The organism is Solimonas terrae (assembly GCF_011067135.1).
Taxonomy (GTDB): domain Bacteria; phylum Pseudomonadota; class Gammaproteobacteria; order Nevskiales; family Nevskiaceae; genus Solimonas; species Solimonas terrae.
This window is the reverse complement of the sequence record NZ_JAAMOW010000005.1, coordinates 205,249-223,752: the sequence shown is the minus strand read 5'-3', so window position 1 is coordinate 223,752 and position 18,504 is coordinate 205,249. Positions and strand designations below refer to the sequence as shown.

Annotated in this window: 18 protein-coding genes, 2 tRNA genes, 1 other RNA gene and 1 pseudogene; 12 read left to right on the top strand and 10 right to left on the bottom strand. The window is 63.7% G+C overall.

The annotated features are described in order from the left end of the window. The first annotated feature begins 4 nt into the window (after window positions 1-4). From ssrS to G7Y85_RS11340, 3 genes are all read left to right on the top strand, one after another. A non-coding RNA gene (gene ssrS / locus G7Y85_RS11350) (6S RNA) lies at window positions 5-187 on the top strand. A 55-nt stretch (window positions 188-242) separates the two neighbouring features. Beyond that, window positions 243-776, top strand: coding sequence for a 5-formyltetrahydrofolate cyclo-ligase (locus G7Y85_RS11345; protein ID WP_436286635.1), 534 nt, complete (start codon window positions 243-245; stop codon window positions 774-776). Then, window positions 761-1,231, top strand: coding sequence for an EVE domain-containing protein (locus G7Y85_RS11340; protein ID WP_166256700.1), 471 nt, complete (start codon window positions 761-763; stop codon window positions 1,229-1,231). The genes G7Y85_RS11345 and G7Y85_RS11340 overlap by 16 nt, the downstream gene beginning before the upstream one ends. A 55-nt stretch (window positions 1,232-1,286) precedes the next feature. On the opposite strand, the gene ilvA is transcribed toward G7Y85_RS11340, so the two are convergent. Next, window positions 1,287-2,804, bottom strand: coding sequence for a threonine ammonia-lyase, biosynthetic (gene ilvA, locus G7Y85_RS11335; RefSeq protein WP_166257061.1), 1,518 nt, complete (start codon window positions 2,802-2,804; stop codon window positions 1,287-1,289). A 117-nt stretch (window positions 2,805-2,921) separates the two neighbouring features. Here ilvA and proC point away from each other — a divergent pair, with 117 nt between their 5' ends. From proC to metW, 4 genes are read left to right on the top strand one after another with little or no spacing between them, the layout of a single operon-like run. Continuing rightward, window positions 2,922-3,752, top strand: a complete 831-nt coding sequence (gene proC, locus G7Y85_RS11330) for a pyrroline-5-carboxylate reductase (RefSeq protein ID WP_366514958.1) — start codon at window positions 2,922-2,924, stop codon at window positions 3,750-3,752. Then, window positions 3,752-4,309, top strand: coding sequence for a YggT family protein (locus G7Y85_RS11325; RefSeq protein WP_166256694.1), 558 nt, complete (start codon window positions 3,752-3,754; stop codon window positions 4,307-4,309). Before proC ends, G7Y85_RS11325 begins: the two co-directional genes overlap by 1 nt. An 8-nt stretch (window positions 4,310-4,317) precedes the next feature. Further along, a complete protein-coding gene (gene metX / locus G7Y85_RS11320) occupies window positions 4,318-5,481 on the top strand; it encodes a homoserine O-succinyltransferase MetX (RefSeq protein ID WP_166256691.1) in 1,164 nt (387 codons plus the stop codon). Window positions 5,482-5,483: 2 nt separating this feature from the next. Next, window positions 5,484-6,095 (top strand): methionine biosynthesis protein MetW, encoded by a 612-nt coding sequence (metW, locus tag G7Y85_RS11315; RefSeq protein WP_206675565.1) that lies wholly within the window; start codon window positions 5,484-5,486, stop codon window positions 6,093-6,095. 2 nt (window positions 6,096-6,097) lie between these two features. Here metW and yihG read toward each other — a convergent pair whose 3' ends face one another. Genes yihG through G7Y85_RS11300 form a run of 3 tightly spaced genes read right to left on the bottom strand, consistent with a single transcriptional unit; the run spans window position 6,098 to window position 8,254 of the window. After that, window positions 6,098-7,003 (bottom strand): 1-acylglycerol-3-phosphate O-acyltransferase, YihG family, encoded by a 906-nt coding sequence (yihG, locus tag G7Y85_RS11310; RefSeq protein WP_166256685.1) that lies wholly within the window; start codon window positions 7,001-7,003, stop codon window positions 6,098-6,100. 58 nt (window positions 7,004-7,061) lie between these two features. After that, window positions 7,062-7,607: a YybH family protein gene (locus tag G7Y85_RS11305; RefSeq protein ID WP_166256682.1), complete on the bottom strand. Its 546-nt coding sequence runs from the start codon at window positions 7,605-7,607 to the stop codon at window positions 7,062-7,064. Then, a complete protein-coding gene (locus G7Y85_RS11300) occupies window positions 7,607-8,254 on the bottom strand; it encodes a protease complex subunit PrcB family protein (protein WP_166256679.1) in 648 nt (215 codons plus the stop codon). The genes G7Y85_RS11305 and G7Y85_RS11300 overlap by 1 nt, the downstream gene beginning before the upstream one ends. 47 nt (window positions 8,255-8,301) lie before the next feature. On the opposite strand from G7Y85_RS11300, the gene G7Y85_RS11295 reads away from it, so the two are divergent. Then, window positions 8,302-9,183 (top strand): DnaJ C-terminal domain-containing protein, encoded by an 882-nt coding sequence (locus G7Y85_RS11295; RefSeq protein WP_166256676.1) that lies wholly within the window; start codon window positions 8,302-8,304, stop codon window positions 9,181-9,183. A 59-nt stretch (window positions 9,184-9,242) separates the two neighbouring features. On the opposite strand, the gene G7Y85_RS11290 is transcribed toward G7Y85_RS11295, so the two are convergent. Continuing rightward, window positions 9,243-10,262, bottom strand: coding sequence for a class 1 fructose-bisphosphatase (locus G7Y85_RS11290; protein WP_166256673.1), 1,020 nt, complete (start codon window positions 10,260-10,262; stop codon window positions 9,243-9,245). Window positions 10,263-10,759: 497 nt separating this feature from the next. Between G7Y85_RS11290 and G7Y85_RS11285 the strand changes: the two genes are divergently transcribed. The 4 genes and pseudogenes from G7Y85_RS11285 (at window position 10,760) to G7Y85_RS11270 (ending at window position 13,814) form a co-directional block, all read left to right on the top strand. Then, entirely contained in the window at window positions 10,760-11,119 is a 360-nt protein-coding gene (locus G7Y85_RS11285; RefSeq protein ID WP_166256670.1) for a hypothetical protein, read from the top strand. 384 nt (window positions 11,120-11,503) lie between these two features. After that, window positions 11,504-12,556, top strand: coding sequence for a replication initiation factor domain-containing protein (locus G7Y85_RS11280; RefSeq protein WP_166256667.1), 1,053 nt, complete (start codon window positions 11,504-11,506; stop codon window positions 12,554-12,556). Next, a pseudogene (locus tag G7Y85_RS20650) lies at window positions 12,553-12,693 on the top strand (helix-turn-helix domain-containing protein); the annotation flags it as partial. The gene G7Y85_RS11280 and the pseudogene G7Y85_RS20650, both read left to right, overlap by 4 nt. Before the next feature lie 59 nt (window positions 12,694-12,752). Further along, a complete protein-coding gene (locus G7Y85_RS11270; protein WP_166256661.1) occupies window positions 12,753-13,814 on the top strand; it encodes a tyrosine-type recombinase/integrase in 1,062 nt (353 codons plus the stop codon). A 6-nt stretch (window positions 13,815-13,820) separates the two neighbouring features. Here G7Y85_RS11270 and G7Y85_RS11265 read toward each other — a convergent pair. The 5 genes from G7Y85_RS11265 to alaS form a co-directional block, all read right to left on the bottom strand. After that, a tRNA-Arg gene (locus G7Y85_RS11265) sits at window positions 13,821-13,897 on the bottom strand. 52 nt (window positions 13,898-13,949) lie between these two features. Further along, window positions 13,950-14,041, bottom strand: a tRNA-Ser gene (locus G7Y85_RS11260). Window positions 14,042-14,190: 149 nt separating this feature from the next. After that, the gene (gene csrA / locus G7Y85_RS11255) at window positions 14,191-14,385 is read right to left on the bottom strand and encodes a carbon storage regulator CsrA (RefSeq protein WP_166256658.1); all 195 of its coding nucleotides are present in this window, start codon (window positions 14,383-14,385) and stop codon (window positions 14,191-14,193) included. Between the two features lie 87 nt (window positions 14,386-14,472). Further along, window positions 14,473-15,705, bottom strand: a complete 1,233-nt coding sequence (locus G7Y85_RS11250) for an aspartate kinase (RefSeq protein ID WP_166256655.1) — start codon at window positions 15,703-15,705, stop codon at window positions 14,473-14,475. 81 nt (window positions 15,706-15,786) lie between these two features. Beyond that, complete coding sequence (alaS, locus tag G7Y85_RS11245; RefSeq protein ID WP_166256652.1) at window positions 15,787-18,408, bottom strand: alanine--tRNA ligase; 2,622 nt, start codon at window positions 18,406-18,408, stop codon at window positions 15,787-15,789. Between the last annotated feature and the right edge of the window lie 96 nt (window positions 18,409-18,504).

Here is an 18,504-nt window from a genome sequence, read left to right as displayed (position 1 = left end):
GCCGTGTCTCCTGCGGTGTTCGAGAATCGGTTTGGTACCCTTGAGCCTATTTAAAAAACCCCGGGAACCGTAACCATGCCGGGCGTGCAGGCCCACCTCGCAGTGGGAAGCCCGAAGGCGTGGCGTGGTGCCCACTTGAGACTATGTCTCAAGGTCGAAAATCGATGACGGCACAGGCGGGAGACATCTACCAAATCAAGCAGGCGCTGCGTCGCGAACTCCGCACGCGGCGCCTTTGCGTTGTGCCGGCACAAAGACGGCGTGCCGCTGATCGTGCCGCCCGCCACGCCCTGCGTCTGCTCGGCGCGATGCGCGCGAGGCGGGTCGCGGTTTATCTGGCCTGCGGCAGCGAACTTGCGACCGCACCGCTGATCACCGGCATGGTCGCGCGCGGCCTGCGTATCGCGATCCCGTGTATCGACGGACCCGGCAGCATGCACTTCGAATGGCTGCGGCCTTGCGCCGCACTGCGACGCAATCGCCACGGCATCGCCGAGCCGGCAGGCCGCGGCCGGCGTGTGCGCCGCGCCGAGTTCGATGCCGTCATCCTGCCGCTGCTCGGCTTCGACCGGCACGGCACCCGCCTCGGCGCCGGTGGTGGTTACTATGATCGCTGGCTGGCGCGCCCGCGCATCGCGCAAAGGCCGCGCTATCTCGGCTACGCTTACGCGCTCCAGCAGCTCGAACAACTGCCGCGCGAAGCCTGGGACATCCGGCTCGACGCGGTCATCACGGAAAATGGAATTACCTGGGGCGTGACATGGCCTACTGGCTGATGAAATCGGAGCCGGACTGCTTTTCCATCGACGACCTCGCGTCGCGACCGAGGCAGACCGAAAAATGGGACGGTGTGCGCAACTATCAGGTGCGCAACATGTTCCGTGATCAGATGAAACAGGGCGACCAGGCGTTCTTCTACCATTCGAGCTGCGCCGAGCCCGGCATCTACGGCTTGATGACGATCGCGTCGAACGCCTATCCGGACCCGACTCAGTTCGATGCCAAGGCCGATCACTACGATCCGAAATCGAAGCCCGAAGAACCGCGCTGGCTGCTGGTCGACGTGCGCTTCGAACGCAAGCTGAAAACGCCGGTCACACTCGCCGAACTGCGCAAGCACGACAAGCAGCTGCAGGGCCTCTTGCTACTGGCGCCGGGCAGCCGCCTGTCGGTCACGCCGGTCAAGCCGGCGCACTGGAACTACATTCTCAAGCTCGAAGGGCGCAGCTGAGACTGGCGCCGCAGCGGCGCGGCTCTGGTGCGAGCGCCGTGATCGAACGGCTGTCTCAGTCCGTGCCCAGGAACAGCCGATACGCCGGATTGTCGGTTTCCTCGGCATATTCGTAGCCCAGAGCATCGAGCGAACGGCGGCACTCCGCCCACTCCTTCTTCGGAATCTGCAAACCGCAGAGCACACGGCCGTAGGCCGCGCCATGATTGCGGTAATGGAACAGCGAGATGTTCCAGCGCGAGCCGATCGCATGCAGGAAGTCCGCACAGGCGCCAGGCCGCTCCGGAAATTCGAAGCGGAACAGGCGCTCGTTCGGCAGTCCCGGACAACGGCCGCCAACCATGAAGCGCACGTGGTCCTTGGCCATCTCGTTGCCGTGCATGTCGACCACCTCGTAACCCTGCACGCGCAGTGCGGTCGTCAGTGTCTCCAGCTCATCGGCGCCGCCCGCCAGACGCAGTCCGAGGAAGACGTGAGCCTTGCCGCCATCGGCATAGCGGTAGTTGAACTCGGTGATGACCCGCTTGCCGAGCTGTCGAAGGAACTGCTTGTAGGCACCCGGCCGCTCCGGCAGGGTCACCGCAAGCAATGCTTCGGCGTCGTCGCCCAGCTCGGCGCGTTCGGCGATATGGCGCAGGCGATCGAAGTTGACGTTGGCCCCGGAGATGATCGCCGCCAGCGTCTGGCCATGCACGCCGTTTTCATGCACCCAGCGCTTGAGCCCGGCGACGGCCACGGCGCCGGCCGGCTCCGGCAATGCGCGCTTGTCGTAGAAGATGTCGCGCGTCGCCGCGCAGATCTCGTCGACGCTGACCAGCACCGTGCCGTCCACCAGATGCCGGGCGACGCGAAAGGTCTCTTCACCGATCTGCCGCACGGCAACACCGTCGGCGAACAGTCCGACCTGCGGCAGCACGACGCGCCGGCCAGCCTGCATTGCCGCGGCGAAGCAGTTCGAGTCGTCGGGCTCGACGGCAATGATTCTGACCCCGGGGTTCACCGCCTTGATCGCAGCCGCCACACCGGCAAGCAGGCCGCCGCCGCCGACCGGCACGAACACCGCGTCCAGCGTAGCGCACTGCTGCAACAGTTCCAGACCGATCGTGCCCTGGCCGGCGATCACGTCCGGATCGTCGTACGGATGGATCATCGTCCAGCCCTTGTCGCGCACCAGCTGTTCGGCGTGCTCGCGGGCATCGTCGTAGGCATCGCCGTGCAGGATCGCCTTGCCGCCCATCGCCCGTACCGCTTCCACCTTCAGCGCGGGCGTCGTGCGCGGCATGACGATGTGCGCGCTCATGCCAAGATGCTGGGCCGCCAGCGCCACGCCCTGGGCATGGTTGCCGGCTGATGCCGTCACCACGCCGCGCGCGCGCTGCGCGGCCGTCAGCTGCGCAATCTTGTTGTACGCGCCGCGCAGCTTGAACGAGTACACGGATTGCTGATCCTCTCGCTTGAACAGCACCCGGTTGTCGAGGCGTTGCGAAAGCCGGCTGGCGTGCTCCAGGCCCGAAATGCAGGCGACATCGTAGACGCGCGCATTCTCGATGCGGGCACGGTACTGCTGCAGCAGCTTGCGGACGGTCGCACTGCCGTAGGGGTTGGCTCGGGAACTCACGTTGGCGTCGTGTCGGGAAACGGTATCGCCTATGATACTGCGCACTTCGCTTCGACCTTTTCCCGATTCGTTCTGATGGCAGCAAAAATCGCGTTCATCGGTGGCGGCAACATGGCGGCCAGCCTCATTGGCGGCCTGCTGCAGGCCGGCCATCCCCGTGCGCGGATTTCGGTCGCCGAACCCTCCGCCGAGCGCGCGGCGTGGCTGCGTCGCAGCTTCGAGCTGCAAGTGGCCGACAGCGCCGCTCCGGCCTGCGCCGGCGCCGAGCTGGTGGTACTGGCCGTCAAGCCGCAGCAGATGCGCGAAGCGCTGGCCGGACTGCGGCTCGAAGCCGGCTGCGTCGTGGTCTCGATCGCTGCCGGCATCCAGCTGGCATCGCTGGCACGCTGGCTCGGCGAGAATGTGCATCTGGTCCGCAGCATGCCGAATACCCCGGCGCTGCTCGGCGCCGGCATCTCCGGTCTGTACGCCGACGCGACCGTGCCGGTCGCCGCCCGCGATCTCGCGAGCTACGTACTCGGGGCCGCCGGTACCTGCGTGTGGCTCGAATCGGAGGCACAGATCGACGCGGTCACGGCCGTGTCCGGCTCCGGGCCCGCCTACTTCTTCCTGGTCACCGAAGCGATGCGCGAGGCGGGCGTGAAACTCGGACTGTCGCCGGACGTGGCCGGTCAGCTGGCACTGCAGACCTTCATCGGTGCCGCGAAGATGGCGGAGGATGGCATCGCCAGGTCGATCGACATCGCCCAGCTGCGCGCCAATGTCATGTCCAGGGGCGGCACCACCGAAGCCGCCGTGCGTCATCTTGAAATCGCCGGCCTGCGTACCATCTTCGATGCGGCGCTGCAGGCTGCGGCCGACCGCGGCCGCGAGCTCGGCGCCTCACTGGCAAAGGAAACCTGATGGGCGCCAACGCCGCCAACGCGATGCTGTTCCTCGTCACCACACTGTTCGATCTGGCATTGTGGATCTATCTGCTGCGCCTGCTGCTGCAGTGGTCGCGCGCCGATTTCTACAATCCGATCTCGCAGGCGATCTGGAAGGCGACGCGCTTTCCCGGCGACTGGCTGCGCCCGCATCTGCCGAACTGGCGCAATCTCAATCTGGCGGCGGCGCTGATGCTCGCGGTGCTGGCCGTGCTCTACGTCTATGTCGTCACCGGCCTGCTCGGATTTTCGATCGATCTGCCGTCGGCACTCTGGTACGCCGCGCTCAAGCTGCTGGTGCTGGCGGTGAACCTGTTCACGTTCACGATCTTCGTGCAGGCCATCATGTCCTGGCTCGGACCCGGCGTGAACAATCCGGCGAGCAACATCCTGTGGAGCCTCAACGAGCCGATCCTGCGGCCGGTGCGGCGCTACATCCCGCCGATGTCCGGACTCGACCTGTCACCGCTGGTCGTGATCCTGGTGCTGCAGGTCCTGAACCGTCTGCTGCCGCTGCCGGGCGCGTTCCGCTGACGGACTCGATGAGCGACGCGGCGGAAGGCTCGGTCGGCATCGTCGCCGCACAGCGCGTCGTCATCGACACGCCGTTGCTGCTGGATTGCGGGCGCAGCCTGTCGCGCCATGAACTGATGATCGAGACCTACGGCACGCTCAACGCCGAACGTTCGAACGCCGTCCTGATCTGTCATGCGCTGTCCGGCGATCATCACGCTGCCGGTTTTCACGAAGCCGCCGATCGCAAACCGGGCTGGTGGGACAACTGCATCGGTCCGGGCAAGCCGATCGACACGAATCGCTTCTTCGTCGTTGCGCTCAACAACCTCGGCGGCTGTCGCGGCTCGACCGGCCCGAGCACGGTCGATCCGCAGAGCGGCAAACCCTATGGTCCGGACTTCCCGCTGCTGACCGTGCGCGACTGGGTGCGTTCGCAGGCGATGCTCGCCGACAGGCTCGGCATCGCGCGCTGGGCGGCCGTGGTCGGCGGTTCGCTGGGCGGCATGCAGGTCATGCAATGGGCGATCGATCTTCCCGAGCGCATCGCCAATGCCATCGTCATCGCCGCCGCGCCGCAGCTGTCGGCGCAGAACATCGCGTTCAACGAAATCGCCCGCCAGGCGATCCTGTCCGATCCGGAGTTCCACGGCGGCCATTTCTACGATCATGGTGTGGTGCCATCGCGCGGGCTGATGCTGGCGCGGATGATCGGCCACATCACGTATCTGTCGGATGCGGCGATGCGCGCCAAGTTCGGCAACGAATTGAAGGTCGCGGTGCCAAGCTTCAATTTCGATATCGAGTTCGAGGTCGAAAGCTATCTGCGTTATCAGGGCCAGGCGTTCGTCGACCGCTTCGATGCCAACACTTACCTGCTGATGACCAAGGCGCTCGATTACTTCGATCCGGCTCGCGATTTCGGCGACCGCCTCGAACTCGCATTTGCGCGCACGCGCGCACGTTTTCTGGTGGTCGCATTCTCCAGCGACTGGCGCTTCTCGCCGGCACGCTCGCGCGAAATCGTCAAGGCGCTGGTCGATGCCGGCCGCGATGTCTCGTACGCGGTAGTCGACTCGCAGCTCGGCCACGACGACTTCCTGATGCCGATTCCGCAATACCACGCCGTGCTGCGCAACTACCTGCTGCGCGTCAGCGACGAGGTCGGCGCCACGATCGGAGTGCCGGCATGAAGCTGCGCGCCGATCTCGAACCGATCGTCGACTGGATCAAGCCCGGCTCGCGCATTCTCGATCTGGGCTGCGGCGACGGCATGCTGCTCGCGCACCTGCGCGACGCCCATGGCGTGCGCGGCTACGGCATGGACATCGATCCGCAGAATGTCGCGAGCTGCATAGCCGCCGGCGTCAACGTGATCCAGGGCGACATCGACGAAGGCCTGCACGACTTCGAAACCGCGTCGTTCGATCACGTGCTGATGACGCAGGCGCTGCAGGCACTGCAGCGGCCCGACGAGGCGATCGCGGAAATCCTGCGCGTCGGCAGGACCGGCATCGTCACTTTTCCGAACTTCGGGCACTGGCGCGTGCGGATGGCGCTGCTGCGCGGCCGCATGCCGGTCACGCCGGCATTGCCGTCACGCTGGTTCGACACGCCGAATATCCACCTGTGCACGGTCAGCGACTTCGAGGCCCTGTGCGCACAGCGACGCTGGAAGATTCTCGACCGCCGGCTGCTCAATCACGCCCATCGCAGCGGGCCGGCAAACCGGATAGCACCGAACCTGTTCAGCGAGCTGGCGATGTATCTGCTGCAGGCCCCGGCGACGGCCGGCGCGGCAGACTGAAATCAGGCGGGCCTGCCCTCGGCGAGCAATTCGCCGATGCGCTGGTCCTTGGCCTTCCACAGCTCGGCGATCCAGGCATGGAAGCGCGCCCGGAAATCCGGGTCGTTCTCGTAGCTGCCGTGAAACAGTTCGTGCGGCACTTCCAGCTGACGGATCTCGACGATGACGTGGCGCATGCGGCCACAGAGAAAGTCCCAGAACCCGTTGGCGCCTTCGGGGTAGACGATCGTCACGTCCAGCAATGAATGCAGACGTTCGCCGAGCGCCGACAAGGTGAAGGCGAACCCACCCGATTTCGGCCGCAGCAGATGGCGATATGGCGATTTCTGACGCTCGCGCTTGATCTCGTTGAAGCGAGTGCCTTCGAGGAAATTCAGGATCAGTGCCGGCTGGTCGCGGAACGCTTCGCAGGCCTTGCGGGTCGCCTCGATGTCCTTGCCTTTCAGCGTCGGGTTCTTCGCGATCTGTTCCTTGGTGTGTCGCGCCATGAACGGATAATCGAGCCCCCACCAGGCCAGACCGAGCAACGGTACCCAGATCAGTTCACGTTTCAGGAAGAACTTGAAGAAGGGTGCACGTCGGCCGAATGCCCGCATCAGTACCAGAATGTCGTTCCAGGTCTGGTGATTGGCGCAGACCAGATACTGCCCCTGCGGATCGACCTGGGCGTTCATGCGAATGTCCCAGCGGACTCGCATCAGGCTGTCCGTCAGCCAGATATCGACCAAGGCCCAGCGCTGGGCGCTCCAGGCGATCGCACGCGACAGTGCGCTGCGCGCCCGCCCTTTCGGCGTGATCAGCTTGACGAGGATCAGGCTGTACACGGGCACGCACCAGATCAGGGTGTTGATCAGCAGGGCCAGCGCGCTCAGCACGCCAAGCAAGGGAGCCGGTAACCAGTGGAACATGGCAGTTCAGGTCTTGTTGTTGTAGCGACAGCTTAGCGGCGCCGCGCGGCAGGGCAAGTCAGCTGTCGTGCGGGTGCGCCGACCAGTGAATGTGGACGATCTGCCAGTGTCCCTCACGGCGCTTCAGGATCATGGTCTCGGTGTTGTCGATATCGACCTTCTGGTCCGCGAAACTGCCGGTGGTGCGCGCCTGCGTAATTACCCAGGCGGTGTCGCCGCTGGCATAGCTCTCGCGGTGCACGACGTCGTACTTGGTAGCCTGGGCGAACGCCAGATCGCCGTCGAGATGCCCGTCGGCGTAGGCATCTCGCGAGCTTTCCGTGAAACCCTGCTCGAAGATCGCGACATCGGGCGCCAACAGATCCAGGACGCCCTGCCGCCAGTTGTCGCGCAGATCGGCGTGAAAGGCGCCGACGATCGCGGCGACTGCCTGCGCATCAGCAGCGGCAGCCGAAGCAGGCACCACTTCGATCGGGGTCTCGGCGGCCGGCACCGGCGCCGACGCCGCCGGCGGGGCTGTCGTGCCATCCGTCGGAGCCTGTGCCGCAGCGGCCGCGCTCAGCGCCAGCAGACACGCCGCCCACAGGCCATGCCTGCCCGACATCACGGCGCCGCCGTCCGCGCGCGCCGCTTGCCGGACTGATCGTAGAGATCGACTCCCTGCCAATTGCCCGCAGGCAGGCGGATCAGCACGCAGGGGCTGTTCATGACCTGGCTCGCCATCGCATTCACGTCCGGCTCGAAGAACGTGCCGAGCAGCCCCAGGCGTTTGTCGTCGACCTGAGCCTCCGGGCCGATCACGATCCCGTAGCCACCGGTCGTCCGCTGTCCGAGTTCGACCAGTACATACATGCCGGGCAACATCGCCTGATCGCCGATCAATTCGAGGCCGTTGCCGCGCTGCCAATCACGCACGGCATCAGCGCTGGCGAACATCTGCAGGCTTGTGTCGGCGGTCGGTGCGGCGCAGTTCATCGCGCGCCCCACTTCACTGACCTTGACCACCTCGTCCGATCCGAACAGATTGCCCAGCGAACTGCAGCCACCGAGTCCCAGCGCCGCAACCATCAGGATTGCCGATTTTCTTGCCTTGCTCATGACCCGGATAGTACCGGTTGTGCGGCCTTGAAACACGTCATGAAAAACCTCATTTCCTGAATGTTGCAGGCTTGCGACAGGATCGTGTCGACCGGGATCGCTCCCGATCGCGACGGTCCCGGCCAATCCGGCAGCGCATCCGGGCGCGCTCATGCCCTGCTTTGGTTTAGATTGACGGCCGTTTCCGCCTCGACAGCACGATGGAATACAAGGACTACTACAAGATACTGGGTGTCTCCCGCTCGGCCTCGGCCGAAGAGATCAAGCGCGCCTATCGCAAACTTGCGCGCGAATTCCATCCGGACAAGAACAAGGCCATGGGCGCCGAAGATCGCTTCAAGGAAATCAACGAAGCCAACGAAGTGCTGGGCGATGCCGACAAGCGCAAGGCCTACGATGAGCTTGGCGCGAACTGGAAGGCCGGCCAGCAGTTCACGCCGCCGCCGGGTTGGGGTGGCGGCTTTGGTCGCGCCCGAGGCCGCGGCGCGGGAGGCTTCAGCGGCGGCGGCGCCGATTTTTCCGATTTTTTCTCGCAAATGTTCGGCGGCGGCATGGGTGGCGGCTTCCAGGATTTCGGCGAACCGTCGGCGCCGGATACCCGCGCGCGCCTGACGATCGCGCTTGAAGACTCCTATGCCGGCGCCGAGCGGCAGATCAGCCTTGGTGGCCGCTCGCTGAAGGTCCGTATCCCGCAGGGCGTCACCTCGGGTCAGACGATACGCCTCGCAGGACAGGGCTCGCAGGGTGGCGATCTGTTGCTGGAACTCGAATTCGCGGCACATCCGCAATTCAAGCTCGAAGGCCGCGACATCACCGCGACCGTCAACGTTGCGCCCTGGGAGGCCGCGCTGGGCGGCAAGATCGAAGTGCCGACGCTCGGCGGCACCGTCGAGATCAGCTTGCCGGCGAACAGCCGCAGCGGCCAGAAGTTGCGACTGAAGAATCGCGGCCTGCCCGGCAAATCCCCGGGCGATCAGTTCGTCGCACTGCAGATCGTCGTGCCGCCGGTCGGCAACGACGCCGATCGCCAGGTCTTCGAAGACATGGCGAAGCACTTCGCCGAGTTCAAGCCGCGCAGCTGAGCGGCAGCCCTTGCAGGAATGCCCCGCATGGCGGGGCATTCTTGTTTTCGCTTGCCGGCCTACTGTCCGGCGTCGAGGTGATACTTCGTCACCAGCTCGACCTCGTTCTTCGAGCCGAGAAATACCGGCACGCGCTGGTGCAGCGCGGACGGCTGCACGTCCATGATCCGCTCGTAGCCGGTGGTCGACGCACCGCCGGCCTGCTCGACGATGAAACTCATCGGGTTGGCTTCGTAAAGCAGGCGCAGCTTGCCCGGCTTGTCGAGGTCCTTCTTGTCGCGCGGATAGATGAAGATGCCGCCGCGCGTGAGAATGCGATGCACGTCGCCGACCATCGACGCCACCCAGCGCATGTTGAAGTCCTTGCCGCGCGGTCCGGTCTTGCCGGCCAGCAGTTCGTCGATGTACTTCTGCATCGGCGGATACCAGTGCCGCTGGTTCGACATGTTGATCGCGAACTCCTTGGTGTCCGCTGGAATCTTCATGTCGCGCGCCGTCAGCAGGAACGACCCCATTTCGCGATCGAGCGTGAAGGCGTGCACGCCGCTGCCGACCGTCAGCACCAGCATCGTGCTCGGACCATAAACGGTGTAGCCCGCGGCGACCTGCTGCGAACCGGACTGCAGGAAATGCCTGGTTTCGAGTTCGTCGATGCCTTCCGGGCAACGCAGCACCGAGAAGATCGTGCCGACGCTGATGTTGACATCGATATTGCTGGAGCCGTCGAGCGGATCGAACAGCAGCAGGTAATGGCCCTTCGGGTAGGCGTTCGGAATCTTGCTGAAGTCGTCCATTTCCTCGGACGCGCAGCCGGCCAGATGGCCACCCCACTCATTGGCCTCGAGCAGGATCTCGTTCGACAGCACATCGAGCTTTTTCTGTGCCTCGCCCTGGATATTGCCGGTGCCGGCATCCCCGAGCACACCGCCCAGCGCACCCTTGTTGACCGCATGCGAAATCGACTTGCAGGCCCGCGCGACGACTTCGATCAGCAGGCGCAAATCGGCGTTGATATGGCCGGCGCGCTGCTCCTCGATCAGAAAACGCGTCAGGGCTATCGGTTTGTTGGCAGGCGTCATGGCCGGATCTGTCTGTCTGCGGGGGCGCTATTGTCCCGGCTGGCGCCCGCTTTGCAAAGCGGCAGCGACGCTTCACCTGCCACAAGCGAGTGACGACAACGGAGCACGGTGCCCAGCAAAAAACCCCGCGATGCGGGGCTTGCTGTTCGAAAAAATGGTGCGCCCGGAAGGATCGTTCGACGCCTTCGGCGCCTCGCCCTGCGGGACGCCGACGCGTTCGATCCGGCGAGCCGGATCGTCGAACCCCGTCAATTGTCGGCGCTTCGAATCCTTCCGGGACAGAGCTCGGCACCAAACAAAAAACCCCGCGATGCGGGGCTTTCTGTTTGAAAAAATGGTGCGCCCGGAAGGATTCGAACCTCCGACCCCTTAGTTCGTAGGCGGTTTCAGAACTGCAAGACTCCACATCCTGCAACGTTCGCACACAGTCTGAGACCGTCGAACATAAGGGTTTTAAGTCGAGGTCGGCTACGTTCTGGCTACGCGAGGAATTGCAAATGAATGAACTTGAACGGATGGACGAGACAACCCGCGCTCAGTTCGAGGCAGAGGCCGATGAACTGGACGCGGTGATGTCGGAGCTTGAAGGTTGGTGGGATGGCTTTAACGCCGCTCTGGTCAAAATGACGGGCCGCGACCCTGAGGCCATCGGCACGTTCCTATGGCTCAAGCTCGCGACGGAAGCCGTCTACGCTCAAATGGGCGCCTTGCACGGACGAAATGGCGTGTCGCATCCGATGCTCAGCTCAAACTTTCGAGAGCTAAACCGCGATCGAGAACATGCGATTGAGATGGCGCGCAAACTCTTGGGTGGACCGAACACCAGTGGATCGTTTGCGTACGGGAAAACTCACTGAGCGTTATCCCCGTAGTCCATAGCCCGAAGCCTGCGCGGCGGTGAGGCGTAAGCCGAACCGAACCGCCGCGCAGGTCGCATCGTGGAGCGATGCGAGGCTGTGGACCCACGGGGAGAACGCGGACTTGACACACCATATAGCTGTTGTCAGCCTACGCAGGCACAAGTTGTTCCACTTTGAAACGTAGCGCGGTCAATAGCGCATTGAAGAAGCACCAGCGGATTCGTAAAGGGCCATCGAGCCGCCGCTGAGAAGTGCCAATGCGAGGTGCCTCACGCGCAGGCAAGGTAACCGAAGACCCCGGTGGCTTGTGATTCCACGCAACTACGCGTTGGAGTCAGGGCTTCTATCCGTGACTCCATGCGTCATCCGGAGTCACGTGACATGGCATCACATCATCATCGCAACAAGAAAGCGGCACGCTCGCAGCGTGCTGAGCATAGCGAAGCACGCGGCGAGCATGCCGCGCGCGAGCATGAGCACGGCACGTACAGCCGCGAGTTAGAGCCCCGTCGAGTAACACGGGGCAAAACCTCTATCGACCCCATCGAAGTACCCAGCACGGGCAAAGCCGACGTTGCACACGTCGATTGGTTCGCATGCACCTTCCGCGCGCCGACCACTGAGTTTTACGATGTGCTCGCCTCCATGTTCCTTATCCCTCGTTCGACCTGGCTCAATCGCGAGGGCGGATGGAACGGCTACAAGCATCGTGTCGATCTCGGCGGTTTCGGTCTGCTCGCTTACGGCGGCGATGCGCAACGGGGCACAGAACACCTTGAGCTGAACGGCCACGGCTGTGCTCGCATTCAGGACTGGAACGCGATTCGCGTGTGGTGCGAAACCTACGGCGCACGCGTCACTCGCGTCGATCTTGCACACGATGATTTCGACGCCGAAGCCGTCAGCATCATCACGGCCCTCGCATGGCTGCAGGACGGTCAGTTCACGACGGGTGGTCGTCCCCCATCCGCACGCCTGATCGACGATCTCGGATCGAACAACGGCAAGACGCTGTATGTCGGCAAGCGTCAGAACGGCAAGCTCTGCCGTGTCTACGAAAAAGGCAAGGAACAGGGCGATCCGCAAAGCCCGTGGTGCCGTGTTGAGGTCGAGTTCCGGGGGAAGTCCCGCCTGATCCCCAACGATGTCGTGACGCGGCCGGGTGACTATCTGGCCGGCGCGTATCCGTGCCTCAGCTTCCTGACAAAACGGCAGGACAAGGTCAAGACCCTGTCCAAGTCCTTCGAGGTCAGCTACGAACACCTCGTCCGCTGTCTGCGAACGCAGTACGGCCCTGCATTGACGGTTATGGCTAAGGTCGAAGGCGGCGATGCCTTCGCGGTGCTTGAACAAGTCATGCGGCCGGGCACGCCACGACGGCTAACTAACCTCCCCCTACCACGGGGGGAAAGCAGCGCAGGGGACACGGCGTGAACACGCTCACCCTGCAAGAAGCCGCCAGCCTGCTCAAGCTCCATCCAGTGACGCTTGCGTCATGGGCGAGTCAGGGGCGCATCCCCGGTGCCAAGCTCGGCAAACGGTGGGTGTTCGTCGCAGACGATCTGCTCGGCTACGTTCGGGCACACTACAGCCGGCGAGCGTTGCAGGGTGACAGCTCGGAGATTCATGAATGTCACTCTACAAGCGCAAGGACTCACCGTTCTGGTGGGTCAAAATCTCACGCCAAGGACATTGTCCGTTGCAGGAAAGCACTGGGACTGCCAACAAGCGGCAAGCTCGGGAATACCACGACAGGCGACGTGCTGAAGTGTGGGAGCAACACCGGCTCGGCGTAAAGCCGCGCCGGAAGTGGGAGGAAGCGGTGCTGAGGTATCTGGAAGAAAGCGCCGACAAACCGGGGATCGTCACGTTCCGGTTTCATCTCCGCTGGATGCAGCCGCATCTGGAGGGCATGGACCTGACGGAGATCGACCGCGATGTCGTCGAGCGAATCATTCAGACAGGTCTGCGGGAGGGCGTTACGAACACAACCGTCAATCGACGGGTTCAGGTGTTGCGGGCCATCCTTCGCAGAGCTGCGCATGAGTGGGAATGGCTCGACAAGGTGCCGCGCTTTCGGATGCTAAATGAACCACAAGGACGCGTGCGCTTCCTGACGCGACAGGAGGCGATGCGGTTACTGACTGAGCTGCCGGAGCACTTGCGAGCGATGGCGCGATTCTCGTTGGCAACGGGATTGCGACAGGGCAACGTCAAGCGGCTGCGGTGGGCGCAGGTTGATCGGGAACGACGGAGGGCTTGGATACTCGCGGAAGAAGCCAAGGCACGGCGGGCTATTTCAGTCCCGCTTAACGCCGAAGCGATGCAGGTAATCGAGGAACAGATAGGGCGACACCCGGAGTTCGTGTTCACATTTCAGGGCGAACCGGTTACGCAAATCAGCACGAAGGCATGGCGCTCTGCAGTCAAGCGGGCGGGAATTGAAAATTTCCGCTGGCACGATCTGCGGCACACATGGGCGAGCTGGCACGCACAGAACGGTACACCGATGAACGTGCTTCAGGAACTCGGCGGCTGGCGAACTTCAGAGATGGTCCAGCGCTACGCGCACTTGAGCATGGAGCATCTCGAACGGTATGCCGAGCAAGCGCGGTTGTCGGAACTCGCTATCGGTTACGATTTAGCTACGCTGGAAAAGGAAACGGCCCCGAAGGGCCGTCTAACTCACTGATATAAATGGTGCGCCCGGAAGGATTCGAACCTCCGACCCCTTAGTTCGTAGCCAAGTGCTCTATCCAGCTGAGCTACGGGCGCACACTAAAACGATTTACAGCTAGAGCTGGCGACGAGCCAACTGCAAAAAATCTGGCGGAGTGAGAGGGATTCGAACCCTCGATACGGGATAAACCATATACGCCCTTAGCAGGGGCGCGCCTTCGTCCACTCGGCCATCACTCCGGGACTGCAAGGCCGAGCGACCGCCCGGCTCACTCTCCATACCGGTCGGCTGCCCCGGCAAGGGGCGCAATTCTAACGAGGCGGATGACGAAAGGAAAGCAGAAAATCGAGCGGCCGCGAGCGCGGCACCCGCGCACGGTAAACGCCGCTCAGGCTGCGACGGAAACCTCGCCCTCGTCGCCTTCGCGCTTGATGCGCTCGAAGATTTCCTCGCGGTGCACGGCAACCTCGCGCGGCGCCTTGACGCCGATCCGTACCTGATTGCCCTTGACTCCGAGCACCGTGACGACGATGTCCTCGCCGATCACCACGGTTTCACCAACACGTCTCGTCAAAATAAGCATGGGATTGCCCTCCATGGACTCCCGCACAGTTTCTGCCCTGCCCCTGCACGAAACCATCCTGACAGGTAGACCATGGGCCTGTGGATATCAGGCGACGGACGGTGCAGCTTCCAGGCCGAACGCCTTGTGCAGCGTGCGCACCGCCAGTTCCATGTAGATTTCCTCGATCACGACCGAGATCTTGATCTCCGACGTCGAGATCATGCGGATATTGATGCCGGCGGCGGCCAGCGCCGTGAACATCTTCGAGGCAATGCCGGCATGGCTGCGCATGCCGACGCCGACCAGCGAAACCTTGACGATGTCGGTCGCGCTGTTCACGCCCTTGGCGCCCAATTCGGTGGCCAGCCGACGCCCGATTTCAAGCGCGCGCTCGTAGTCGTTGCGATGGACGGTGAACGTGAAATCCGTGGTGCCGTCGGCGCCGACGTTCTGCACGATCATGTCGATTTCGATGTTGGCCTCGCCGATCGGCCCCAGGATCGCCGCCGCGATACCGGGACGATCCGGCACACCGGCCACCGTCAGCTGGGCCTCGTCGCGATTGAACGCGATACCGGAGATAAGCGGTTCTTCCATCATCGTGCTGTCCTCAAGCGTGATCAGGGTGCCGGGGCCGTCGACGAAGGTCGACACCACGCGCAGCGGGACCTTGTACTTGCCCGCGAATTCAACGGAACGGATCTGCAGGACCTTGGAGCCGAGGCTCGCCAGTTCCAGCATCTCCTCGAACGTGATCTTGTCGAGCCGCCTCGCTTTGGGTTCTACGCGCGGATCGGTCGTATAGACGCCATCGACGTCGGTATAGATCTGACATTCGTCGGCTTTCAGCGCCGCCGCCAGCGCCACGCCGGTGGTGTCCGAACCGCCGCGCCCCAGCGTCGTGATCGCGCCGTTCTCGTCGATGCCCTGGAACCCGGCCACGACCGGCACCAGGCCGGCGTCACAGTCGGCACGCAGCTTTTCGGCGTCGATGCTCTCGATGCGCGCCTTCATATGCGCACTGTCGGTACGGATCGGTACCTGCCAGCCGGTATACGACTTCGCCGGCACGCCCATCTTCTCGAGCGCGAGCGCCAGCAGGCCAATCGTCACCTGTTCGCCGGTCGCCGCGATCTGGTCGAACTCGCGCTGATTGCCGCGCGGCGCAATCGATTTCGCCAGCTTCAGCAGGCGATCGGTCTCGCCCGACATCGCCGAGACCACCACCACGACCTGGTGCCCCTGCTGGCGGAAGCCCGCAACCTTGCGCGCGACGTGCTCGATACGCTCGACCGAGCCCATCGACGTGCCGCCGTATTTGTGAACGATGAGTGCCATGTTTCCAGTTTCTTTCGTAGGGCGGGAGCATCCCGCCATTCATGCTGTGCGGGAGGCGGGATTCGCTTCGCTACTCCCGCCCTACAGTTTTGCCTCGATCCAGCCGGCCACCGAGGCAATCGCCGCCGGCAAGGCATCCGGCTGCGTACCCCCTGCCTGCGCCATGTCCGGCCGCCCGCCGCCCTTGCCGCCAACCTGCTGGGCAACGAAGTTGACGAGCTCACCGGCCTTCACCTTCGCCGTCAGGTCGGCGGTGACACCGGCGATCAGGCTGACCTTGCCGTCGCTGGCGCTGCCCAGCAGGACGATGCCGGAGCCGAGCTTGTTCTTGAGCTGATCCATCAGCGTGCGCAGATCATTGCCGGCCATGCCATCGAGCCTGGCGGCAAGCAGTTTCACACCCTTGATGTCCTGCGCCTGCGAGGCCAGATCGGTGCCGGCGCTGGACGCCAGCTTGTTCTTCAGCGCCGCGATTTCCTTGTCGAGCTGCTTGCCGCGTTCGAGCAACTGCTCGACCTTGGCGTAGACCTCGTCGGCACCGCCGCGCACCAGTTCACCGACCTTCTTCAGCTTGTTTTCGGTCGCGCGTAGATAGGCCAGCGCATTCTCGCCGGTGATCGCTTCGATACGGCGCACGCCGGCCGCAACGCCGCCTTCGGAAATGATCTTGAACAGGCCGATATCGCCGGTGCGCGATACATGCGTGCCGCCGCACAGTTCAGTCGAAAACTCCCCCATCGCCAACACACGGACTTCGTCGCCGTACTTCTCACCGAACAGCGCCATCGCACCGGCCTTGATCGCCTCGTCGTAGCTCATCAAGTCAGTGCTGACTGGTACGTTGGCCAGCACGGCACGATTGACGCGATCCTCGATCTCGGCGATCTCGTCGGCCGTCAGCGGCGCGTTATGCGCGAAGTCGAAGCGCGTGCGCTGCTCGTCGACCAGCGATCCCTTCTGCGCGACATGCGTCCCCAGCACATCGCGCAGCGCGCGATGCAGCAGATGCGTCGCCGAATGATTGCGCATCGTCGCGCGGCGGATGCTCTCGGTAACGACCGCGTGGACGGTGTCGCCGATTTTCAGCGTGCCTTGCGTCTGCACGCCGTGATGGCCGAACACGCTGCCCTTGAGCTTCAAGGTGTCCTGCACATCGAAACCGCCGATCGTGCCGCGATCGCCGACCTGTCCGCCGGACTCGGCATAGAACGGCGTGTTGCTCAACACGACGACGCCGGCATCGCCCGCGCTCAACGCGTCGACGGCCTGGCCGTCGCGATACAGCGCCAGCACCTTGCCATCGCCGCTCAGGCTTTCGTAGCCGACGAAACAGGTGTCGGCACCTTCATAGGCGAGCGTGCCGGCCGTCTTGAAGCTGCTCGCGGCGCGCGCGCGCTCACGCTGCGCACCCATCTCGCGCTCATAGCCGGCCTCGTCGAGTGACAGACCGCGCTCACGCGCGATATCCGCCGTCAGGTCGAACGGAAAGCCGTAGGTGTCGTAGAGCTTGAACACGACATCGCCGGGGATCGTCTTGTCCTGCAGCCTGGCGATCGCGTCTTCCAGCAGCTTCATGCCCTTGTCGAGCGTGATCGCAAAGCTGTCTTCCTCGGCACGAATCGTCTTCTCGATCAGCGCACGCTTCTCGTTCAGCTCCGGATAGGCGCCGCCCATGATCTCGGCCAGCGGCGCCACCAGCTTGTAGAAGAACGCGTCGTTGAGGCCCAGCTTGTAGCCGTGACGGATCGCGCGGCGCATGATGCGGCGCAGGACGTAACCGCGACCTTCGTTCGACGGCATCACGCCGTCGCTGATCAGAAAGCTGGTGGCGCGGATGTGATCGGCGATCACTTTCTGCGAGGCGTTCGCGTACGGCGCCTGCCCCGCCAGTTTCGCAACAGCGCCGATCAGGTGCGCGAACGTGTCGGTGCGGTAGTTGTCGTTGTAGCCCTGCAGCAACGCGGCGATGCGCTCGAGGCCCATGCCGGTATCGACGCTCGGCGCCGGCAGTGGTGCCATCGTGCCATCGCTGCCACGCTCGAACTGCATGAAGACGACGTTCCAGATCTCGATCCAGCGATCGCCGTCTTCCTCGGCCGATCCCGGCGGGCCGCCCCAGATGCCCTTGGAGCCGTCCGGATCGTGGTCGTAGAAGATCTCGGTGCACGGGCCGCAGGGCCCGGTGTCGCCCATCGCCCAGAAATTGTCCGACGCGTACTTGGCGCCCTTGTTGTCGCCGATGCGCACGATGCGTTCGGCCGGCACGCCGACCGTGTCGCGCCAGATGCTGTAGGCCTCGTCGTCGTCGTGATAGACGGTGACGAGCAGGCGGTTCTTGTCGATGCCGAGCCAGTCCTGCGAGGTGATGAACTCCCAGGCGTAGGCGATCGCGTCCTGCTTGAAGTAGTCGCCGAAGCTGAAATTGCCGAGCATCTCGAAGAAGGTGTGATGCCGCGCCGTATAGCCGACATTTTCGAGATCGTTGTGCTTGCCGCCTGCGCGCACGCATTTCTGCGAACTTGCTGCACGGGTGTACGGCCGCTTTTCCTGGCCGGTGAAGACGTCCTTGAACTGCACCATGCCGGCATTGGTGAACAGCAGCGTCGGATCATTGCCGGGCACGAGCGGCGACGAGGGCACGATCGTGTGCCCCTTGCTCCGGAAGAACTCCAGGAACTTTGCGCGCAAATCGTTGCTGGACATGGGCTTGCTGCTCATCGGCTCTGCAATCCGCGGGGAAAGGGTCGGCAAAAGGGGCGATATGGTAAACAAGTGGCCACGCCATCGCCATCGACCGGC